This is a genomic window from Pedobacter nutrimenti, from assembly GCF_032678445.1.
GTDB classification, from domain to species: Bacteria; Bacteroidota; Bacteroidia; order Sphingobacteriales; family Sphingobacteriaceae; genus Pedobacter; species Pedobacter nutrimenti_A.
Genome location: NZ_JAVTSQ010000005.1, coordinates 190,926 through 205,480, shown reverse-complemented (window position 1 = coordinate 205,480; position 14,555 = coordinate 190,926). Strand labels below are relative to the sequence as shown.

The window sequence follows — 14,555 nt, the reverse complement described above, 5'->3', positions numbered from 1 at the left end:
ACTATCTTTGTGTATGCAAAGAACTTTTACCGATCAGTTGGGGAGAGAAATCAGTATAGAGTATCCTCCCAAAAAGATTGTCTCTATTGTGCCTTCTCAATCCGAACTATTGTTTGACCTTGGATTGGGTGATGAAGTGATTGGTTTGACTAAGTTTTGTGTTCATCCGGAGAACCGCTTTAAAGAAAAAGTCAAAATCGGAGGGACTAAAAAGCTGAATATTGAGTTGATCCGAAGCTTGAAACCTGACCTTATTATCGGTAATAAAGAAGAGAATGAACAAAGTCAGATAGAATTACTGATGGAGGAATTTCCAGTGTGGATGAGTGATATTTATGATCTGGAGGGTGCAAAGAATGCCATTTTGCAGATTGGAGAACTGGTGAACAGGGAACCGGAAGCGGCTTATTTGAACCATTTGATTCACGCTGGTTTTACGGACCTGCAGGTCCTGGCTTTGCAAAACAACCTTCATAAAAAAGTTGCATATTTGATTTGGAAAGATCCTTATATGTTTGCTGGCCAGAATACCTTTATCAATGATATTTTAATGAGAAATGGGCTGCAGAATGTGGTGAAGATATCCCGTTACCCGGAATTTGGACTAAGTGAACTGGCTGAGCTGGAACCTGATCTTATTTTTCTTTCTTCTGAGCCCTATCCTTTTAAAGAAAAGCATCTGGAAGAGGTGAGGGAGATGGTACCTGGGGCGAGGGTGATGCTGGTGGATGGAGAAATGTTTTCCTGGTATGGCAGCAGATTGGTCAAAGCAGTGGAGTACTTTTTTTATTTGCAAAAAGAGCTCTATTCTTAAATATTAAACTATGGCGACAGATTATTTAGACAGTGTAATTAAACAATTTGAATATTACAAATTGATCGGGGATAAGGCCATTGCGCAAGTGCCAGAAGATAAATTATTCTGGCAGTTTAATGAAGACAGCAATAGCATAGCCTTAATTGTAAAACACCTGAGTGGGAATATGCTTTCCCGCTGGACTGATTTTCTGACATCTGACGGTGAAAAGCCCTGGCGAAACCGGGATGAAGAATTTGAAGCTCCGGCTTTTAATAAAACGGAGCTTCTGGAGCAATGGCAAAAAGGTTGGGATTGTTTGTTCAGTGCAATTCGCCCTTTGAAAGCGGATGACCTGGACAAAACTGTCTATATCAGAAATATGGGGCATACCGTAACAGAAGCCATTAACAGGCAGCTGGCGCATTATCCATATCATATTGGCCAGATTGTTTTCTTAGCAAAAATGCTTTGTACCAATGCATGGGAATCTTTGTCTATTCCAAGAGGAAATTCACAAATTTACAATACGGAAAAGTTTAATCAGCCCAGGCGCAAAGCGCATTTTACCGATGAGTTTATAAAACCCAAAAAAGATTAAATTCCTTTAAGCAAGGTAATTTCTACTCTGCGGTTTTTTAAACGGCCTTCTTTTGTCTTGTTGTCGGCAATGGGTTGTGTATCTCCAAGTCCAGCTGTTTTAATCCGTTCGGCATTGATTCCAAGACCGACCAGGTATGTTTTTACCGAAACAGCACGTTTTTCTGATAGCCACTGATTGTATACCGCAGTACCTGTTTTATCGGAATGTCCTTCAATAAGGATTTTTCTGCTTTTATTTTTTTCCTGGATCACTTTTGCAACATCAGCAAGCCTTTTCTTTGAATCTTCACTGAGATAAGAGGAATTGGTCGGAAATAAAATTTCAGAACTGAAGGTGAATTTAATACCGGCATTTGTGCGTTCTACTTGATCTTGTGGTAAATCTTTTTTGATCTTATCAAGCTCAGGATCTTTTGCGGTATTTTCTACTTGCTGTGCAGGTGTCTGAACCAGCTTTTTCTTGGTTTTACAAGAGAGCGTAACGGTAAGCAACAAGGCTAAAAGGAAGGTTGTTTTATGCGTCATATTAAAAAGGGTAAACGTAAAGATAATAAAACCATCACGTGCAGCACTACACAAACCGAAATGAACCGAACTTGTAAGCTCTTGAACACCAAAAAGAAAGATAAATACTGGTGAAAAATAAATTGTTAGTAGCCCATGATAGCTTCATAACCTTTAAAAATCAAACCGAGTTTACGAGTTCATTAATACAACTGAAAACAATAAACAAAACATTAATAATTATATGCGGATGAAAACAAGGAAGGGTGATTTACCCCTCCTTTTTACTCATCTTATTAAAGATCTAACAATGTGTAGTTTATTTAAGTTCTGCTAATGCAGCATCTATATAAGACAAACTGGCTTGATCTTGTTTTTTCTGTTTAAGCTGGTTTAAAAAGTTGCTTACAAAGGTATTTGCTCCATAAGATTTATATTTTATCCCTATGCTTTTTACAGCGTCAACTCCTTTTTTAAGTTCATTAATGTCATTCACTTTACCCAGTATATTCATATAGCCGGGAATCAGCTGTACCTGTTCCTGCGGACCAAGCGCTGTGAATTTTTCGGTAATGAAGGGCAGTTCTTTCTCTGAACCAAATTTTGAATAGACATTTACAATCGCTTCCGTCAGTGCTTTCTTGTTGTCTTTCTCCAGGTCCTTTGCTGCTGCGAGGGATTCGTCAGATTTTTGCAGCGACAAGGCCATAAGGGATGCACCCTGGATGGCATAAGAAGGACTCTGCAGGCCTTTTTTGAATAAAGGGAGATCTGCTGGGTTGGCACTGGTTCCTATGGCGCTAATGGCTGCTGCCTGCACCAGCGTGTTCGGATCTGAAGCAGCCAGTTTTTGAATCAGGGGTAATGCCGCTTTAGCGGTTTCCGGATCACTCAGGTCAGTAGCTTCCAGAGCTTCCAGGCGAAGACCATAATACTTGTCATTTAAGGCCGAGAGCAGAATTTGAGCAGCATTTGGATCTTTCTTGTTTTTATCTGCTGCAATAATGGCTTCTAATCTGTCTGCATATAATGGAGCGTGCGCATATTGGAATGCATATTCACCCAGAGATTTATGATCTGTTTTTAAGGCGAGTAAAACTTTGTCTGCATCTACGTTGATCAGGTCAGGTTTTGCGGTTGCCGGGAAGGTAAAGGTCTGCTCGGCATCTTTCATCGTAATTTGAAAACGCTTTTTTGCTCCACCGGAGTAAACCTCAACCGCCATAGGGAGGGTGAAAGGTGTGCCGCCTTGTGTTTGTTTCAGCGTCACTTTCTCTGTTTTGGAAGCCTCATCCCATGCGTAGTCTATAGTTAACAAAGGGTGCCCTGAACTAAAATACCATTGATTGAAGAACCAATTCATATCCTGCCCGCTGGCTTCTTCCATAGCTAAACGGAGCTGGTGTGCTTCTCCATTTTTAAAAGCATTTTGTTTTAGATAGATGTTCAAGCCTTTAAAAAATATCTTATCACCAAGATAATTGCGCATCATGTTCAGGATACGACCACCTTTTTGATAAGAAACCAGGTCAAAGACTTCTTCTTTATCTGCATAGTGGAAACGAACCAGGTTTTTTAGCGCATCATTCTTGGAGCCAAGGTAATTGGCCATATCTTTGTAATTGTGAGCGTCACCTTCGTCTTTACCGTATTTATGTTCTGCCCAGAGGACTTCACTGTAATTGGCAAAAGATTCATTAACGGTCAGGTTACTCCAGCTTTCTGCTGTAACATAGTCACCAAACCACTGGTGGAACAATTCGTGTGCAATGGTACTTTCTGCTTGTCCGTAATAGTCGTCCAGGATTTCACGTTGTGTACGCTGAACGTATTCTCCATGTAGTGTAGCTGAGGTGTTTTCCATAGCTCCGCTTACGTAGTCACGAACTACGATCTGGCTGTATTTGTTCCATGGGAAATCAATTCCTAAGGTATTGGAATAAAAATCTATCATTTGAGGTGTCAAACCAAAGATCTGTTTTGCAAAAGGGGCATAGGCAGGCTCCAGATAATAGTTGACCTCTTTATCTTTCCATTTATCTTTGTAGATTTTGAAATCTCCAACAGCCATCATAAACAGATAAGGAGAGTGCGGAAGATCCATTTTCCAGGTATCCGTCCGTGTACCATTGGTGTTTTTGATCTGGGTAGTCAGTTTTCCGTTGGATAGGGTTACATATTTGGCGGGAACAGTCATGCTGATCTCTGCGGTAGTTTTCTGATTCGGTTTGTCGATGGTAGGAAACCACGCAGATGAAGATTCCGTTTCTCCCTGAGTCCAGATTTGTACAGGTTTACCTTTTACGGTACTGTCTGGATTGATGAAATACAGTCCTTTTGCATCTGTAATCGCTGCACTGCCTTTGGCTTTAAGCTCATCGGGCTTGGCAGTATATTCTATAAATATGGTATAGTTCTGACCAGCAGGATAAGCTTTACCAAGCTGGATCTTCAGTTGTTCACTATCATAGGTATACTTTAGTTTTTGCAGCTCTTTACCGTTAACCAAAGCGATGGTTTTAATATCCATTCCTTTGGCATCAAGTGTTAAAGAATCTGTAGAATAAGCATAAGGTTTTAAGGTTAGCCATTCTTTGCCGAATAAATAGCGTTTGGAATAATCAAATCTAACATCCAGCTTGGTGTGTACCAAGGCGTTGATCTTGGTTGCAGAAGCACGGTAAGCAGACTCGGCTTTAGCCGGAGTTTGAGCCTCTGTTTGTGCCATTACGCTGCTGGTTGCCAGTACAAATAACATACAGGCATATGTTGATCTTCTGAATATGTCTTTCATTTAAGTTAATTAAGCTCCTAAATTACAGAATCACTTTAATATAGAAAAGTGGAATCCAGATCTTTGATCATCCAGATGGTGCAGGCATGATGCCCTGAATTTCCAAGGGCGTGGTCCAGGGGAGTAAAGCCTGCTTTAACATACATACTTACTGCTTTTTCCAATTGGGGGAAAGATTCAAGGTATAATTGATGGTAGCCCATTTTTTTTGCAGATTTGAAGCATTCTTCCAGAAGGAGTTTTCCTATGCCTTTGCCCCGGGAAGCAGAAGATAGATACAATTTGACCAGTTCTGCACATCCTTTTGGTAAGCCCACTGTAGGATAAATCCCGCATCCACCAAGCAGAACGCCGTTTTCTTCCGCAATAAAATAAGCAGAGCCACTATGCTGGAAGAGCGAATATAGATCATCTGTAGTAGGATCTGAGTATACTGTACCTATTTTAGGGACATTGAATTCTTCGAGTGATGTTCTGATGATCTTTGCAAGATCTGCATTGTGGTCTTTGCGAAGGGATTGAATTTGTAACGACATGGGTTGAATAATTTACCTGCAATAATATGTAGTCTGCTACATAAAAACAAATTATTGCATTTTTAAAATAGCCTGACATAGGGTTGTCAGTTCGTCTGTTTTACTTTGTTTTCAAATAATGCTATTGTTATGAACCTACAAATGCAAATCAAAGAACTGTGTGCTTTTAACGTTAAGGCCAATCAGGAATTTCTTCAATCTTTAAATCAAACTTCTGCCGAATTGTGGAAGGAGAAACTGAATTCCAATTTCAGTGACATTCACAGGGGAATACAACAAATAGTTTCTGCAGATGGTTCTGTAATGGAATTGACAGATACAGAAACCATTTTTGCAAACTTAGTATCCCGGGCGGAGGCACTGCTTCATTACGTAAGCGACCTGCCAGAAGCATCACTGAAAGAGGAGCTTCAGTTTCATAGCCCCTTTGAAGGAAAAGTTAAGATGTCAAGGTACGATTGGATCCAACAGATTATTGTTCATAGTGCTTACAAACGTGGTCTTGTTCAAATAATTTCTTAGCGGAAAGATGGAGTTCATTATCTTGCAACATGATTGATGTATGTTGTGCTATCATTGTTAGAGAAGATGGCTGTGTCTTAGTCGCCCAACGGGCGGCAGATCAATTGTTGCCTTTAAAGATTGAATTCCCTGGTGGAAAAATTGAAGCCGGAGAGCGTGCGGAAGATTGTTTAGTGAGGGAAATTAAAGAAGAATTAAATCTGGATATCTGTATACATAAACGGATGGAGGCTCATCGACATCGTTATCCGGATTTTTCTATCCATCTAATTCCTTTTGTTTGTACAATTACCGGAGGTGAAATTCAAATGAATGTGCACCAGAATTGCAACTGGCTAAAGCCGGAAGAACTGCCGGAGCAGGATTGGGCAGAGGCAGATGTTCCGCTGATGATGAACTACCTAAAGTCACTGAAATAAAGAGGTCATCGTTTACCGCTTGTTTTTGGACGTTGACCGACAGTTACCCTTTGTATACTGGTCTAACCTTTATGGGCCTTACTTTTTCGGGTAGTTTTGAAGAAAAAAAGATCATGGAAACTATAAACAACAACAAAACAAATCGTCATTTCGGCCTGGGGATATTCATGCTGATTATTGGCGTAATCTATATGATCAGAAATATAGGTGTGTCTATTCCTTTTTGGGTGTTGAGCTGGCATACCATCCTGCTGGCGATAGGTTTGCTGATCGGGTATAGAAAAAACTTCAGGGCTGGTGGTTGGGTTGTATTGGTGATTATAGGTGGCATTTATACGCTGCAAAGTATCATAATGGTTAGTCTGACTTCTTATTCAACAGCTTTTGTTTTTATAGGTTTGGGTTTGTATCTGGTACTTAAACCTAAAAAAGAAGTTCGCTTCTGCGGATTTGAAGATGGAAAGGAAAAGATCAATTTTCAAGATATTCACGAAGGAGGAAAATAAATCATCTGTTAAAAAGCATTAGAGAGGCAGCCGAAAAAGGGTTGCCTTTTTTATTTAACTTAGGAAAACCAATACTGAATCATGATGAAGCGACTCCAAAATTCTGCCCTTCTTCTTAGTATACTATTTCCTATTTTTGCCACGGCGCAGCAAAAGCCTTCAAAAAACCTTATGAAATACCCGGAGACAAAGATAGATAATGTAAAAGATACTTATTTCGGAACTGTTGTAGATGATCCGTACCGCTGGCTGGAAGATGACCGGTCTGCAGAGACCAAAGCCTGGGTAGCCGCTCAAAACGAAGTGACCAGGGATTATCTGGCACAGATTCCGTTTAAAAATGATATCAAGCAAAGATTGACCAAACTCATGAATTATGAGAAGTATTCCCAGCCGTTTAAGAAGGGGGCTTATACTTACTTCTATAAAAATAGTGGTTTACAGAATCAAAGCGTTCTCTACAGACAAAAGGAGGGAGAGGAGGCAGAGGTTTTTCTGGATCCAAATACTTTCTCTAAAGATGCAACTACTTCTTTGGCTGGTATTAGTTTTTCCAAAGATGGGAGTTTATTGGCTTATCAATTGTCTGAAGGTGGATCTGATTGGACGAAAGTGGTAGTCATGAAGGCATCTGACAAAACTATCGTAGGGGATACGCTGGTTGATGTGAAATTTTCTGGTATTGCATGGCAAGGAAACGATGGTTTTTACTATAGCAGTTATGATAAGCCTGCGGAAGGCAGCCAATTGTCTGGTTTGACCCAATATCATAAGTTATATTTTCATCAGCTGGGTACAACACAAAAACAAGATCAGCTGGTTTTTGGGGGTGATAAAACCCCGAGACGTTATATTGGTGCTGATTTAACAGAGGATGAGCGTTATCTAATCATTTCAGCGGCCAATTCAACTTCTGGAAATGAACTGTATATCAGAGATCTTTCTGTCCCGAATTCTCCAATTGTTTCTGTTGTGGATAACTTTGATCAGAACCATAGTATAATTGATAATATTGGAACAAAACTATATATCTATACCAATTTAAATGCGCCAAATGGAAAAATCGTTACTGTGGATGCGTCGAATCCTAAACCCGAGCATTGGGCAACTTTAATCAAAGAGACTGAAAATGTATTGAATCCTTCTACCGGAGGAGGTAAAATATTTGCCAATTATATTAAAGATGCTGTATCCCTGGTATTACAGTATGACGCGAATGGTCGACTTGAACATGAGATCAAGCTGCCTGGAATCGGTACTGCAACAGGTTTTGGTAGTAAAAAGGAAGAAAAAGAATTGTTCTATATGTTTACCTCCTATGTTTACCCGACTACTATTTTTAAATATTCGGTAGTTACCGGTAAATCTGAGGTTTATAAGAAACCAGGGGTAGATTTTGATCCTTCAAAATATGAATCTAAACAGGTGTTCTTTACTTCTAAAGATGGCACCAGGGTTCCAATGATCATTACGTATAAAAGGGGATTGGTCCTGAATGGGAAAAATCCAGTTTTGCTTTACGGTTATGGGGGCTTCAATATCAGTTTAACACCGGCATTCAGCACATCCGTGGTGGTTTTGCTGGAACAAGGTGCTGTTTATGCAGTTCCTAATCTCAGGGGCGGTGGAGAGTATGGAGAGAAATGGCATCTTGCAGGAACAAAGATGCAGAAGCAAAATGTGTTTGATGATTTTATTGCGGCCGCCGAGTATCTGATTAAAGGTAAATATACTTCATCAGATAAACTGGCTATAATGGGCGGATCTAATGGGGGTTTGCTGGTTGGTGCGACCATGGCTCAACGGCCTGAATTATTTAAAGTTGCACTTCCTGCGGTTGGCGTAATGGACATGTTGCGTTATCATAAATTTACCGCCGGTGCCGGGTGGAGTTTTGATTATGGAACTTCAGAGGATTCAAAAGAGATGTTTGAATATTTACACCACTACTCTCCTGTGCATGCTTTAAAACCGGGGGTAAAATACCCTGCAACATTGGTTAGTACAGCCGATCACGATGATAGGGTGGTGCCTGCACACTCTTTTAAGTTTGCTGCCACAATTCAAAAAGATCAAGGGGGGGATGCTCCGGTACTCATCAGTATTCAGACCAATGCGGGACATGGTGCTGGTAAGCCAACGGATAAAGCCATTGAAGAAACAGCAGATAAATGGGCTTTTTTGCTCTATAATATGGGGCTTGGTTACCAGAAGTAACGTTGACCTTGAAAGCAATACTTTAATGTCTTGTAGGGCTGTTAACAAAATTAACTTTAAATTGTTATGGAAATAAGGTGAGTTTGTAATCCTTTTTATAAATGAACTTATGGGCAATTGTGCCGATCATTATTAAACAAACAATGTATGAAAAAATCAGCTTATTACCTGTTGTTGCTGGCCGCTGTACCTCTTGCGTTTAGCTGTAACCAGGGTACTAAAAATTCAGTAAAGGGGGATGCTGCTGCTAAAGCAGATTCCTTAAAAAAAAGTGATTGCTTCCAGGCCATAGATGGAAAAGATACAGCGGATTTAAAAATAAAGACACTAAGTGCCGGAAAAATTGCTGGTAAACTGGTGATCAATTATTTGGATAAGGGGAAAAATGATGGTCTGGTAGAAGGAAATTTTAAAGGAGATACGCTTTTCGTTGATTATACTTTTAAAATTGGGACAAGTAATCCAACGGTCTATAAAAATCCATTGGCCTTCCTGAAAAAAGACGGAAAACTTGTGATGGGGGTAGGACAGATCGAAACCAGTTTAGGTAAATCTTACTTTGTTAAAGGAAAGCCAATTAACTTCGATAAAGGCCGGTTTGTTTTTGCTCCGGTAGATTGTAAAGATTAAAAAATATAGATTTTGAGGCAGGCTCTGTTTTTTTGAGCCTGCTTTTTTCTTTTCGCCGGTGCAATTCCATCATCTATAGGCTTATTATTTTTGGATGACGATCAGACATCAACGTGTTGAATTGTTGAAAAAGTGGATGTTAATTGAGTTCAACGAAGATTAGAGATGTTCCATTTGTTGATAATTCTGTTAAGAACTTGTGAATAAAATATATTGTTTTTTCTTGCTTCTAATACTAAATAGCTGTAAATTAGATCATATCAAATAAGAAGTACTTTGACTGTCTGAAGAAATAGATCCAAAAAGAAAAACTTAGCTTACGGGCAAAAAGATTCTGGACATTTCGATTGATCGGAAATTATCGAATTCAAAGGAGACAGAGAAAACGATGATAGGAAACTAAAATTGAAAAATAATAGTGAAATTCTGAATCAGAGACGGACGTTGCTTAAATGAACTACTCTAAGGAGTAAGCATAGAAAGCAATAGACATGTTAAAAAAGGTTTGTGAGAATCCATATAGCATGAAAAGTAAGAGTAACTTAGATTTGAAGTTTTTAACAGTTAAGGCTGTTAAAGACTGAAACCGGAGAACCCAAATCGAACGAAGAGGACTCCGGTTTCTTTTTTTTCTGAAATGCCATAAAATCCTTATTTTTAGGAGTTATGAGTAAAATCCCCAAGTCTTCTTCGCCAGTAAAAAAAAAGATATTTGTTCTGGATACCTCTGTTATCCTATACGATCATAATGCCTTTAATAATTTTCAGGAACACGATGTAGCTATCCCGATACAGGTACTGGAGGAGTTGGATAATATGAAAAATGGTAACGAAACCAGGAATGCCGAGGCCAGAAGTTTTATTCGGCTGATGGATCAGGCCTCAGGTGATAAGATCATGAACCATTGGATTGCAATAAAAGGCGGGAAAGGGGGGCGCTTTAAAGTGGTTATGGATCATCATGTGGGGAAGATAGATGCCGAGAGGGTATTTGGGGGGAGTAAATTTGATCATCGGATATTGAATGCAGCGCTGGCGCTTCGGCAGGAATTTCCAGACAAAAAGGTGATTTTGGTTTCTAAAGATATCTGTCTTAGGCTTAAAGCTAAATCACTTGCGTTAAATGCTGAGGATTATGAAACTGGAAAGATAAAAAATGTGGAAGAATTATACACCGGGAAAACTACAATTACCCGGTTCCCTGATGATCTTTTTGCACAACTTAAGTCTGCGGGAACTGCGGAAGGCAAGGACCTGGATTTACCCGCTATCGGAGGTAATCATTTTTATATCTTAAAAAATAAAAGAAAGACACTGCTGACTTATTATCAAACATCAAAGAAGCAGCTTTTTGTTATTCCTTCAAGGAAGGTCTTTAATATTTCTTCGAGGAATGAAGAACAGGCTCTGGCAATGCATGCATTATTGGATCCCGAGGTTAAATTAGTGACGCTGCAGGGGAAAGCAGGAACAGGTAAAACATTGATTGCAATGGCATGTGCATTGGAACAGCGAAAAGATTACAGGCAGATCTATGTGACCCGACCAATTATACCTCTAAGTAATAAAGATATTGGCTTTTTGCCAGGCGATGCAAAATCAAAGATTGATCCTTATATGGCGCCTATATGGGATAGTTTGAGGTTTATAAAGGAGCAATATGCTGATGACGCTAAAATGCAGGCCAGGATTGATGAATTTGTAACTACTGAAAAAATAGTAATTACACCCTTGGCTTATATCAGAGGGAGAACATTGACCAAAATCTTTTTCATTGTAGATGAGGCCCAGAATTTAACTCCACATGAGATTAAAACGATCATCTCCAGGGCAGGGGAGGATACCAAAATTGTGTTTACGGGAGATATATATCAAATTGATGCGCCTTATCTGGATGCAGAAAGCAATGGCCTTTCCTATCTGATTGAAAGTGCTAAAGAACATCCGCTCTATGCGCATATTGCCCTGGATAAAGGAGAACGCAGTGAGCTGGCCAATTTAGCTAATGACTTGCTTTAGAATTTTTTTGTTTTGTAGCAGAATCATTATATTGGAGATTATTTGCTTGGAAAATGTTCGACGAATTAGAAAAATATACAAAGCAGGGTAATTTCTTTTATCAGGTGACGGATAGCCTTGAGGAGGTCTGTAATGCTCCTTCAGATCAGTATGGTGTTTTTTTGGTGTATGCCTTAAAAAAGGGACGGGTTGAGCTGATTTATATTGGCAAAAGCGGGGTTGATCTGTTGGGCACTGTTGAAGGAGGAGAGCACATCAGTGATGGTCTACGTGATAATTTGGTGGAAGGACTACATTTTGATGAGACCAGAAGGAAGAATTCCTGGCCGGTACAAATGCTGATAGAAGACATTGAGGCGCTGCATGTGCATTGGTATGTCACTTATGATGGAAAGTTTAAAGACCGGCCTAAGTATATAAAATCAAAATTATTACAGATCTACCAAAGTATTTACGGGAAAACACCAAGGTGGAATTTTTCTTCGGATCTAACTTGATTTTTTTGTATTGATCTGTTTGTCAGAAGACTATATTATTGCGGCCTGGAGTGTGTTTTAGGGCATTTAAACCAGCTCAGATGTTTTTTTAAAAATAATTGAAAAAGCATTTTGACTTTTAAAAACAATCTCTATCTTTGCAGTCCTAAACAACTCCTAACTGCGGAAGTGGCGTAATTGGTAGCCGCACCAGACTTAGGATCTGGCGCTTCACGGCGTGGGGGTTCGAGTCCCTTCTTCCGCACATTGAAATTCCCCCGCAACACGGGGGAATTTTTATATAAGGACATTGGTAAAATATTTGATTCAGAAAAATGAACATTACACAGGAAAAAATTAACGATTTAAATGCAATCGTAAAAATTAAGATTGCCCCTGAAGATTATACTGAAAAGGTTGATAAAGCCATCAAAGATCAGGCTAAGAAAGCAAACCTTCCTGGTTTCCGTAAAGGAATGGTGCCTGCAGCCCATATCAAAAAAATGTATGGCAAAAGCATCCTTGTTGAAGAAATCAATAATCTGCTAAGCGAAACTTTAAATAATTATCTTACAGAGAACAAAGTAGAGATCCTTGGTCAGCCTTTGCCGGTTATGGATGATACTAAAGAATTCAAATGGGACAATACGGACGAATTTGAATTTGATTATGAACTGGGACTTGCTCCTGCTGTTGATGTAAACATTACTTCTAAAGATAAGTTTACTGAATACAATGTAAAAGCAGATGAGGAAACTCTGGCTTCACGTATAAAAAATATCCGCAGAAGCTATGGCAAAATGACAAACCCTGAAGTTTCGGCAGATGATGACGTACTTTATGCCGAATTAGCACAACTTTCTCCTGATGGTTCAGTTTTTGAAGGTGGAATTAACGCAACAGGATCTATTCGTTTGGATTTGGTTAAAGATAAAAAGATTCATAAATCTTTAATCGGGCTGAAAAAGGATGATGTTGTTGAATTAGATATCCAGAAAGCTTTTGATAAGAATGATGGGGCAATTGCCAAATTATTAAACATTAGCGAGGAGGATGCTAAAGAGTTAAATTCTAAATTCAAAGCAACGGTTAAAAATGTAAACCGTTTAGAGGAGGCAGATTTAAATCAAGAGTTCTTTGATAAAATATTTGGTGAAGGTGTGGTAACAGACGAAGCTGGATTTACTGCAAAGATTACTGAAGAGGTAGAAGGTATGTTTAAGCAAGATGCAGATCGCAAATTGCAAAATGATATCTATACTAAACTGACCGAGAGCATTAAAATCGAATTGCCTGATGAATTTTTACGTAAATGGTTGAAAGCAACCAACGAAAAATTGACAGACGAAGAGTTGGCAGAAGGATATGAGGATTTTGCTAAAAATCTGAAATGGACTTTAATTGAAAACAAATTGATTAAGGAAAATAACATTGAGATTAAATACGAGGATGTTTTCCAAACAGCTAAACAACGTTTAGATGCTCAGTTCAGAATGTACAGTCCAAGTCCGCTGCCTGAAGATCAGTTGGCTCAGTATACAGCGACTTTCCTTAAGGAAAAAGACAATGCGAACCGCATCTTTGAAGAAGTAAAAGCGATTAAAGTATTTGAATACATTAAATCTGCGGCTACTTTAGACCAAAAAGATATAGCTTATAATAAATTTGTAGAGTTGGTTTAATTCGAAAGAGAATCCTCTAATTTTATAAATGAACGTAAGGCGGCTTTTTTAAGGCCGCCTTATGTATATAAAAGCTGTTCAAATTTTACAATACCATAATAAATTAGCAAATTAGTTTGTTTACTATTGATAAGCATATAAAAGATAAAAAATAGATTCTCATGAAAATAGATAAAGACGAATTTAGAAAATACGCAGTTAAACATCACCGTATAAACGGTTTGAATGTAGATCGTTTCATCAGCCAGGCAAATAATTCTCCTAAGAGCATGACACCTTATATTATTGAGGAGCGTCAGTTAAACGTTGCTCAGATGGATGTTTTTTCTCGCTTGATGATGGATCGTATCATCTTTTTAGGTGATGCCATCTATGATGGAAATGCAAATATTATTCAGGCACAACTGTTGTTCCTGCAGTCTACGGACAGTAACAGAGATATACAGATCTATATCAACTCTCCAGGTGGTTCCGTGTATGCGGGTTTAGGTATCTATGATACTATGCAATACATTACCCCGGATGTGGCTACAATTTGTACAGGTATGGCGGCTTCTATGGGAGCAGTTCTGTTGGTTGCTGGTGCAAAAGGCAAGCGTGCTGCATTGAAACATTCCCGGGTGATGATTCACCAACCGTCAGGCGGTGCGCAAGGTGTGGCTTCTGATATGGAGATCAACCTGAGGGAAATGCTTAAATTGAAGAAAGAATTATATGATATTATCTCTAATCATTCTGGCCAAAGCTATGAGTGGGTGGAAAAAGCTTCAGATCGTGACTACTGGATGACTTCAGAAGAGGCGAAAAGCTTTGGAATGATTGATGAGGTATTGGGTTCAAACAATAAATAA

The 14,555-nt window shown here is 39.1% G+C and carries 14 protein-coding genes and 1 tRNA gene; 12 read left to right on the top strand and 3 right to left on the bottom strand.

The annotated features are described in order from the left end of the window. Positions 1-13 precede the first annotated feature (13 nt). Both R2S08_RS10535 and R2S08_RS10530 read left to right on the top strand, forming a co-directional pair. Positions 14-814, top strand: coding sequence for a helical backbone metal receptor (locus R2S08_RS10535; RefSeq protein WP_316835142.1), 801 nt, complete (start codon positions 14-16; stop codon positions 812-814). A 10-nt stretch (positions 815-824) separates the two neighbouring features. Next, a complete protein-coding gene (locus tag R2S08_RS10530; RefSeq protein ID WP_316835141.1) occupies positions 825-1,397 on the top strand; it encodes a DUF1572 domain-containing protein in 573 nt (190 codons plus the stop codon). On the opposite strand, the gene R2S08_RS10525 is transcribed toward R2S08_RS10530, so the two are convergent. The 3 genes from R2S08_RS10525 to R2S08_RS10515 form a co-directional block, all read right to left on the bottom strand. Beyond that, on the bottom strand, positions 1,394-1,924 hold the full coding sequence (locus R2S08_RS10525) for an OmpA family protein (RefSeq protein ID WP_316835140.1): 531 nt from the start codon (positions 1,922-1,924) through the stop codon (positions 1,394-1,396). The two genes, R2S08_RS10530 and R2S08_RS10525, sit on opposite strands and share 4 nt — an antisense overlap. A 298-nt stretch (positions 1,925-2,222) precedes the next feature. Next, positions 2,223-4,697: a M1 family aminopeptidase gene (locus R2S08_RS10520; RefSeq protein WP_316835139.1), complete on the bottom strand. Its 2,475-nt coding sequence runs from the start codon at positions 4,695-4,697 to the stop codon at positions 2,223-2,225. A 35-nt stretch (positions 4,698-4,732) separates the two neighbouring features. Continuing rightward, positions 4,733-5,233, bottom strand: a complete 501-nt coding sequence (locus R2S08_RS10515; RefSeq protein WP_316835138.1) for a GNAT family N-acetyltransferase — start codon at positions 5,231-5,233, stop codon at positions 4,733-4,735. 129 nt (positions 5,234-5,362) lie between these two features. On the opposite strand from R2S08_RS10515, the gene R2S08_RS10510 reads away from it, so the two are divergent. The 10 genes from R2S08_RS10510 to clpP all read left to right on the top strand — a co-directional run bounded on the left by R2S08_RS10510 (position 5,363) and on the right by clpP (position 14,555). Beyond that, complete coding sequence (locus R2S08_RS10510) at positions 5,363-5,755, top strand: hypothetical protein (RefSeq protein ID WP_316835137.1); 393 nt, start codon at positions 5,363-5,365, stop codon at positions 5,753-5,755. A gap of 29 nt (positions 5,756-5,784) precedes the next feature. After that, positions 5,785-6,174 carry a (deoxy)nucleoside triphosphate pyrophosphohydrolase gene (locus R2S08_RS10505; RefSeq protein ID WP_316835136.1) on the top strand — a complete coding sequence of 130 codons (390 nt, stop codon included), beginning with the start codon at positions 5,785-5,787 and terminating at the stop codon, positions 6,172-6,174. A 71-nt stretch (positions 6,175-6,245) separates the two neighbouring features. Continuing rightward, positions 6,246-6,680, top strand: coding sequence for a LiaF transmembrane domain-containing protein (locus tag R2S08_RS10500; protein ID WP_316835135.1), 435 nt, complete (start codon positions 6,246-6,248; stop codon positions 6,678-6,680). An 81-nt stretch (positions 6,681-6,761) separates the two neighbouring features. Next, the gene (locus R2S08_RS10495) at positions 6,762-8,897 is read left to right on the top strand and encodes a prolyl oligopeptidase family serine peptidase (protein ID WP_316835134.1); all 2,136 of its coding nucleotides are present in this window, start codon (positions 6,762-6,764) and stop codon (positions 8,895-8,897) included. A 147-nt stretch (positions 8,898-9,044) separates the two neighbouring features. Next, on the top strand, positions 9,045-9,527 hold the full coding sequence (locus R2S08_RS10490; RefSeq protein ID WP_316835133.1) for a hypothetical protein: 483 nt from the start codon (positions 9,045-9,047) through the stop codon (positions 9,525-9,527). Between the two features lie 666 nt (positions 9,528-10,193). Then, positions 10,194-11,546 carry a PhoH family protein gene (locus tag R2S08_RS10485; protein WP_316835132.1) on the top strand — a complete coding sequence of 451 codons (1,353 nt, stop codon included), beginning with the start codon at positions 10,194-10,196 and terminating at the stop codon, positions 11,544-11,546. A 53-nt stretch (positions 11,547-11,599) separates the two neighbouring features. Beyond that, the gene (locus R2S08_RS10480) at positions 11,600-12,043 is read left to right on the top strand and encodes a hypothetical protein (protein ID WP_316835131.1); all 444 of its coding nucleotides are present in this window, start codon (positions 11,600-11,602) and stop codon (positions 12,041-12,043) included. A gap of 162 nt (positions 12,044-12,205) precedes the next feature. After that, positions 12,206-12,287 (top strand) — tRNA-Leu (locus R2S08_RS10475). Between the two features lie 70 nt (positions 12,288-12,357). Beyond that, positions 12,358-13,704: a trigger factor gene (gene tig / locus R2S08_RS10470; RefSeq protein WP_316835130.1), complete on the top strand. Its 1,347-nt coding sequence runs from the start codon at positions 12,358-12,360 to the stop codon at positions 13,702-13,704. 161 nt (positions 13,705-13,865) lie between these two features. Continuing rightward, positions 13,866-14,555 (top strand): ATP-dependent Clp endopeptidase proteolytic subunit ClpP, encoded by a 690-nt coding sequence (gene clpP / locus R2S08_RS10465; RefSeq protein WP_108550468.1) that lies wholly within the window; start codon positions 13,866-13,868, stop codon positions 14,553-14,555.

Excerpts from the sequence above, each read along its gene's own strand:
- R2S08_RS10500 (WP_316835135.1), top strand. The coding sequence starts at position 6,246 with ATGGGCCTTACTTTTTCGGGTAGTTTTGAAGAAAAAAAGATCATGGAA.
- tig (WP_316835130.1), top strand. The coding sequence starts at position 12,358 with ATGAACATTACACAGGAAAAAATTAACGATTTAAATGCAATCGTAAAA.
- R2S08_RS10510 (WP_316835137.1), top strand. The coding sequence starts at position 5,363 with ATGAACCTACAAATGCAAATCAAAGAACTGTGTGCTTTTAACGTTAAG.
- R2S08_RS10520 (WP_316835139.1), bottom strand. The coding sequence starts at position 4,697 with ATGAAAGACATATTCAGAAGATCAACATATGCCTGTATGTTATTTGTA.
- R2S08_RS10515 (WP_316835138.1), bottom strand. The coding sequence starts at position 5,233 with ATGTCGTTACAAATTCAATCCCTTCGCAAAGACCACAATGCAGATCTT.
- R2S08_RS10490 (WP_316835133.1), top strand. The coding sequence starts at position 9,045 with ATGAAAAAATCAGCTTATTACCTGTTGTTGCTGGCCGCTGTACCTCTT.
- R2S08_RS10530 (WP_316835141.1), top strand. The coding sequence starts at position 825 with ATGGCGACAGATTATTTAGACAGTGTAATTAAACAATTTGAATATTAC.
- R2S08_RS10535 (WP_316835142.1), top strand. The coding sequence starts at position 14 with ATGCAAAGAACTTTTACCGATCAGTTGGGGAGAGAAATCAGTATAGAG.
- R2S08_RS10505 (WP_316835136.1), top strand. The coding sequence starts at position 5,785 with ATGATTGATGTATGTTGTGCTATCATTGTTAGAGAAGATGGCTGTGTC.
- clpP (WP_108550468.1), top strand. The coding sequence starts at position 13,866 with ATGAAAATAGATAAAGACGAATTTAGAAAATACGCAGTTAAACATCAC.
- R2S08_RS10495 (WP_316835134.1), top strand. The coding sequence starts at position 6,762 with ATGATGAAGCGACTCCAAAATTCTGCCCTTCTTCTTAGTATACTATTT.
- R2S08_RS10480 (WP_316835131.1), top strand. The coding sequence starts at position 11,600 with ATGTTCGACGAATTAGAAAAATATACAAAGCAGGGTAATTTCTTTTAT.
- R2S08_RS10525 (WP_316835140.1), bottom strand. The coding sequence starts at position 1,924 with ATGACGCATAAAACAACCTTCCTTTTAGCCTTGTTGCTTACCGTTACG.
- R2S08_RS10485 (WP_316835132.1), top strand. The coding sequence starts at position 10,194 with ATGAGTAAAATCCCCAAGTCTTCTTCGCCAGTAAAAAAAAAGATATTT.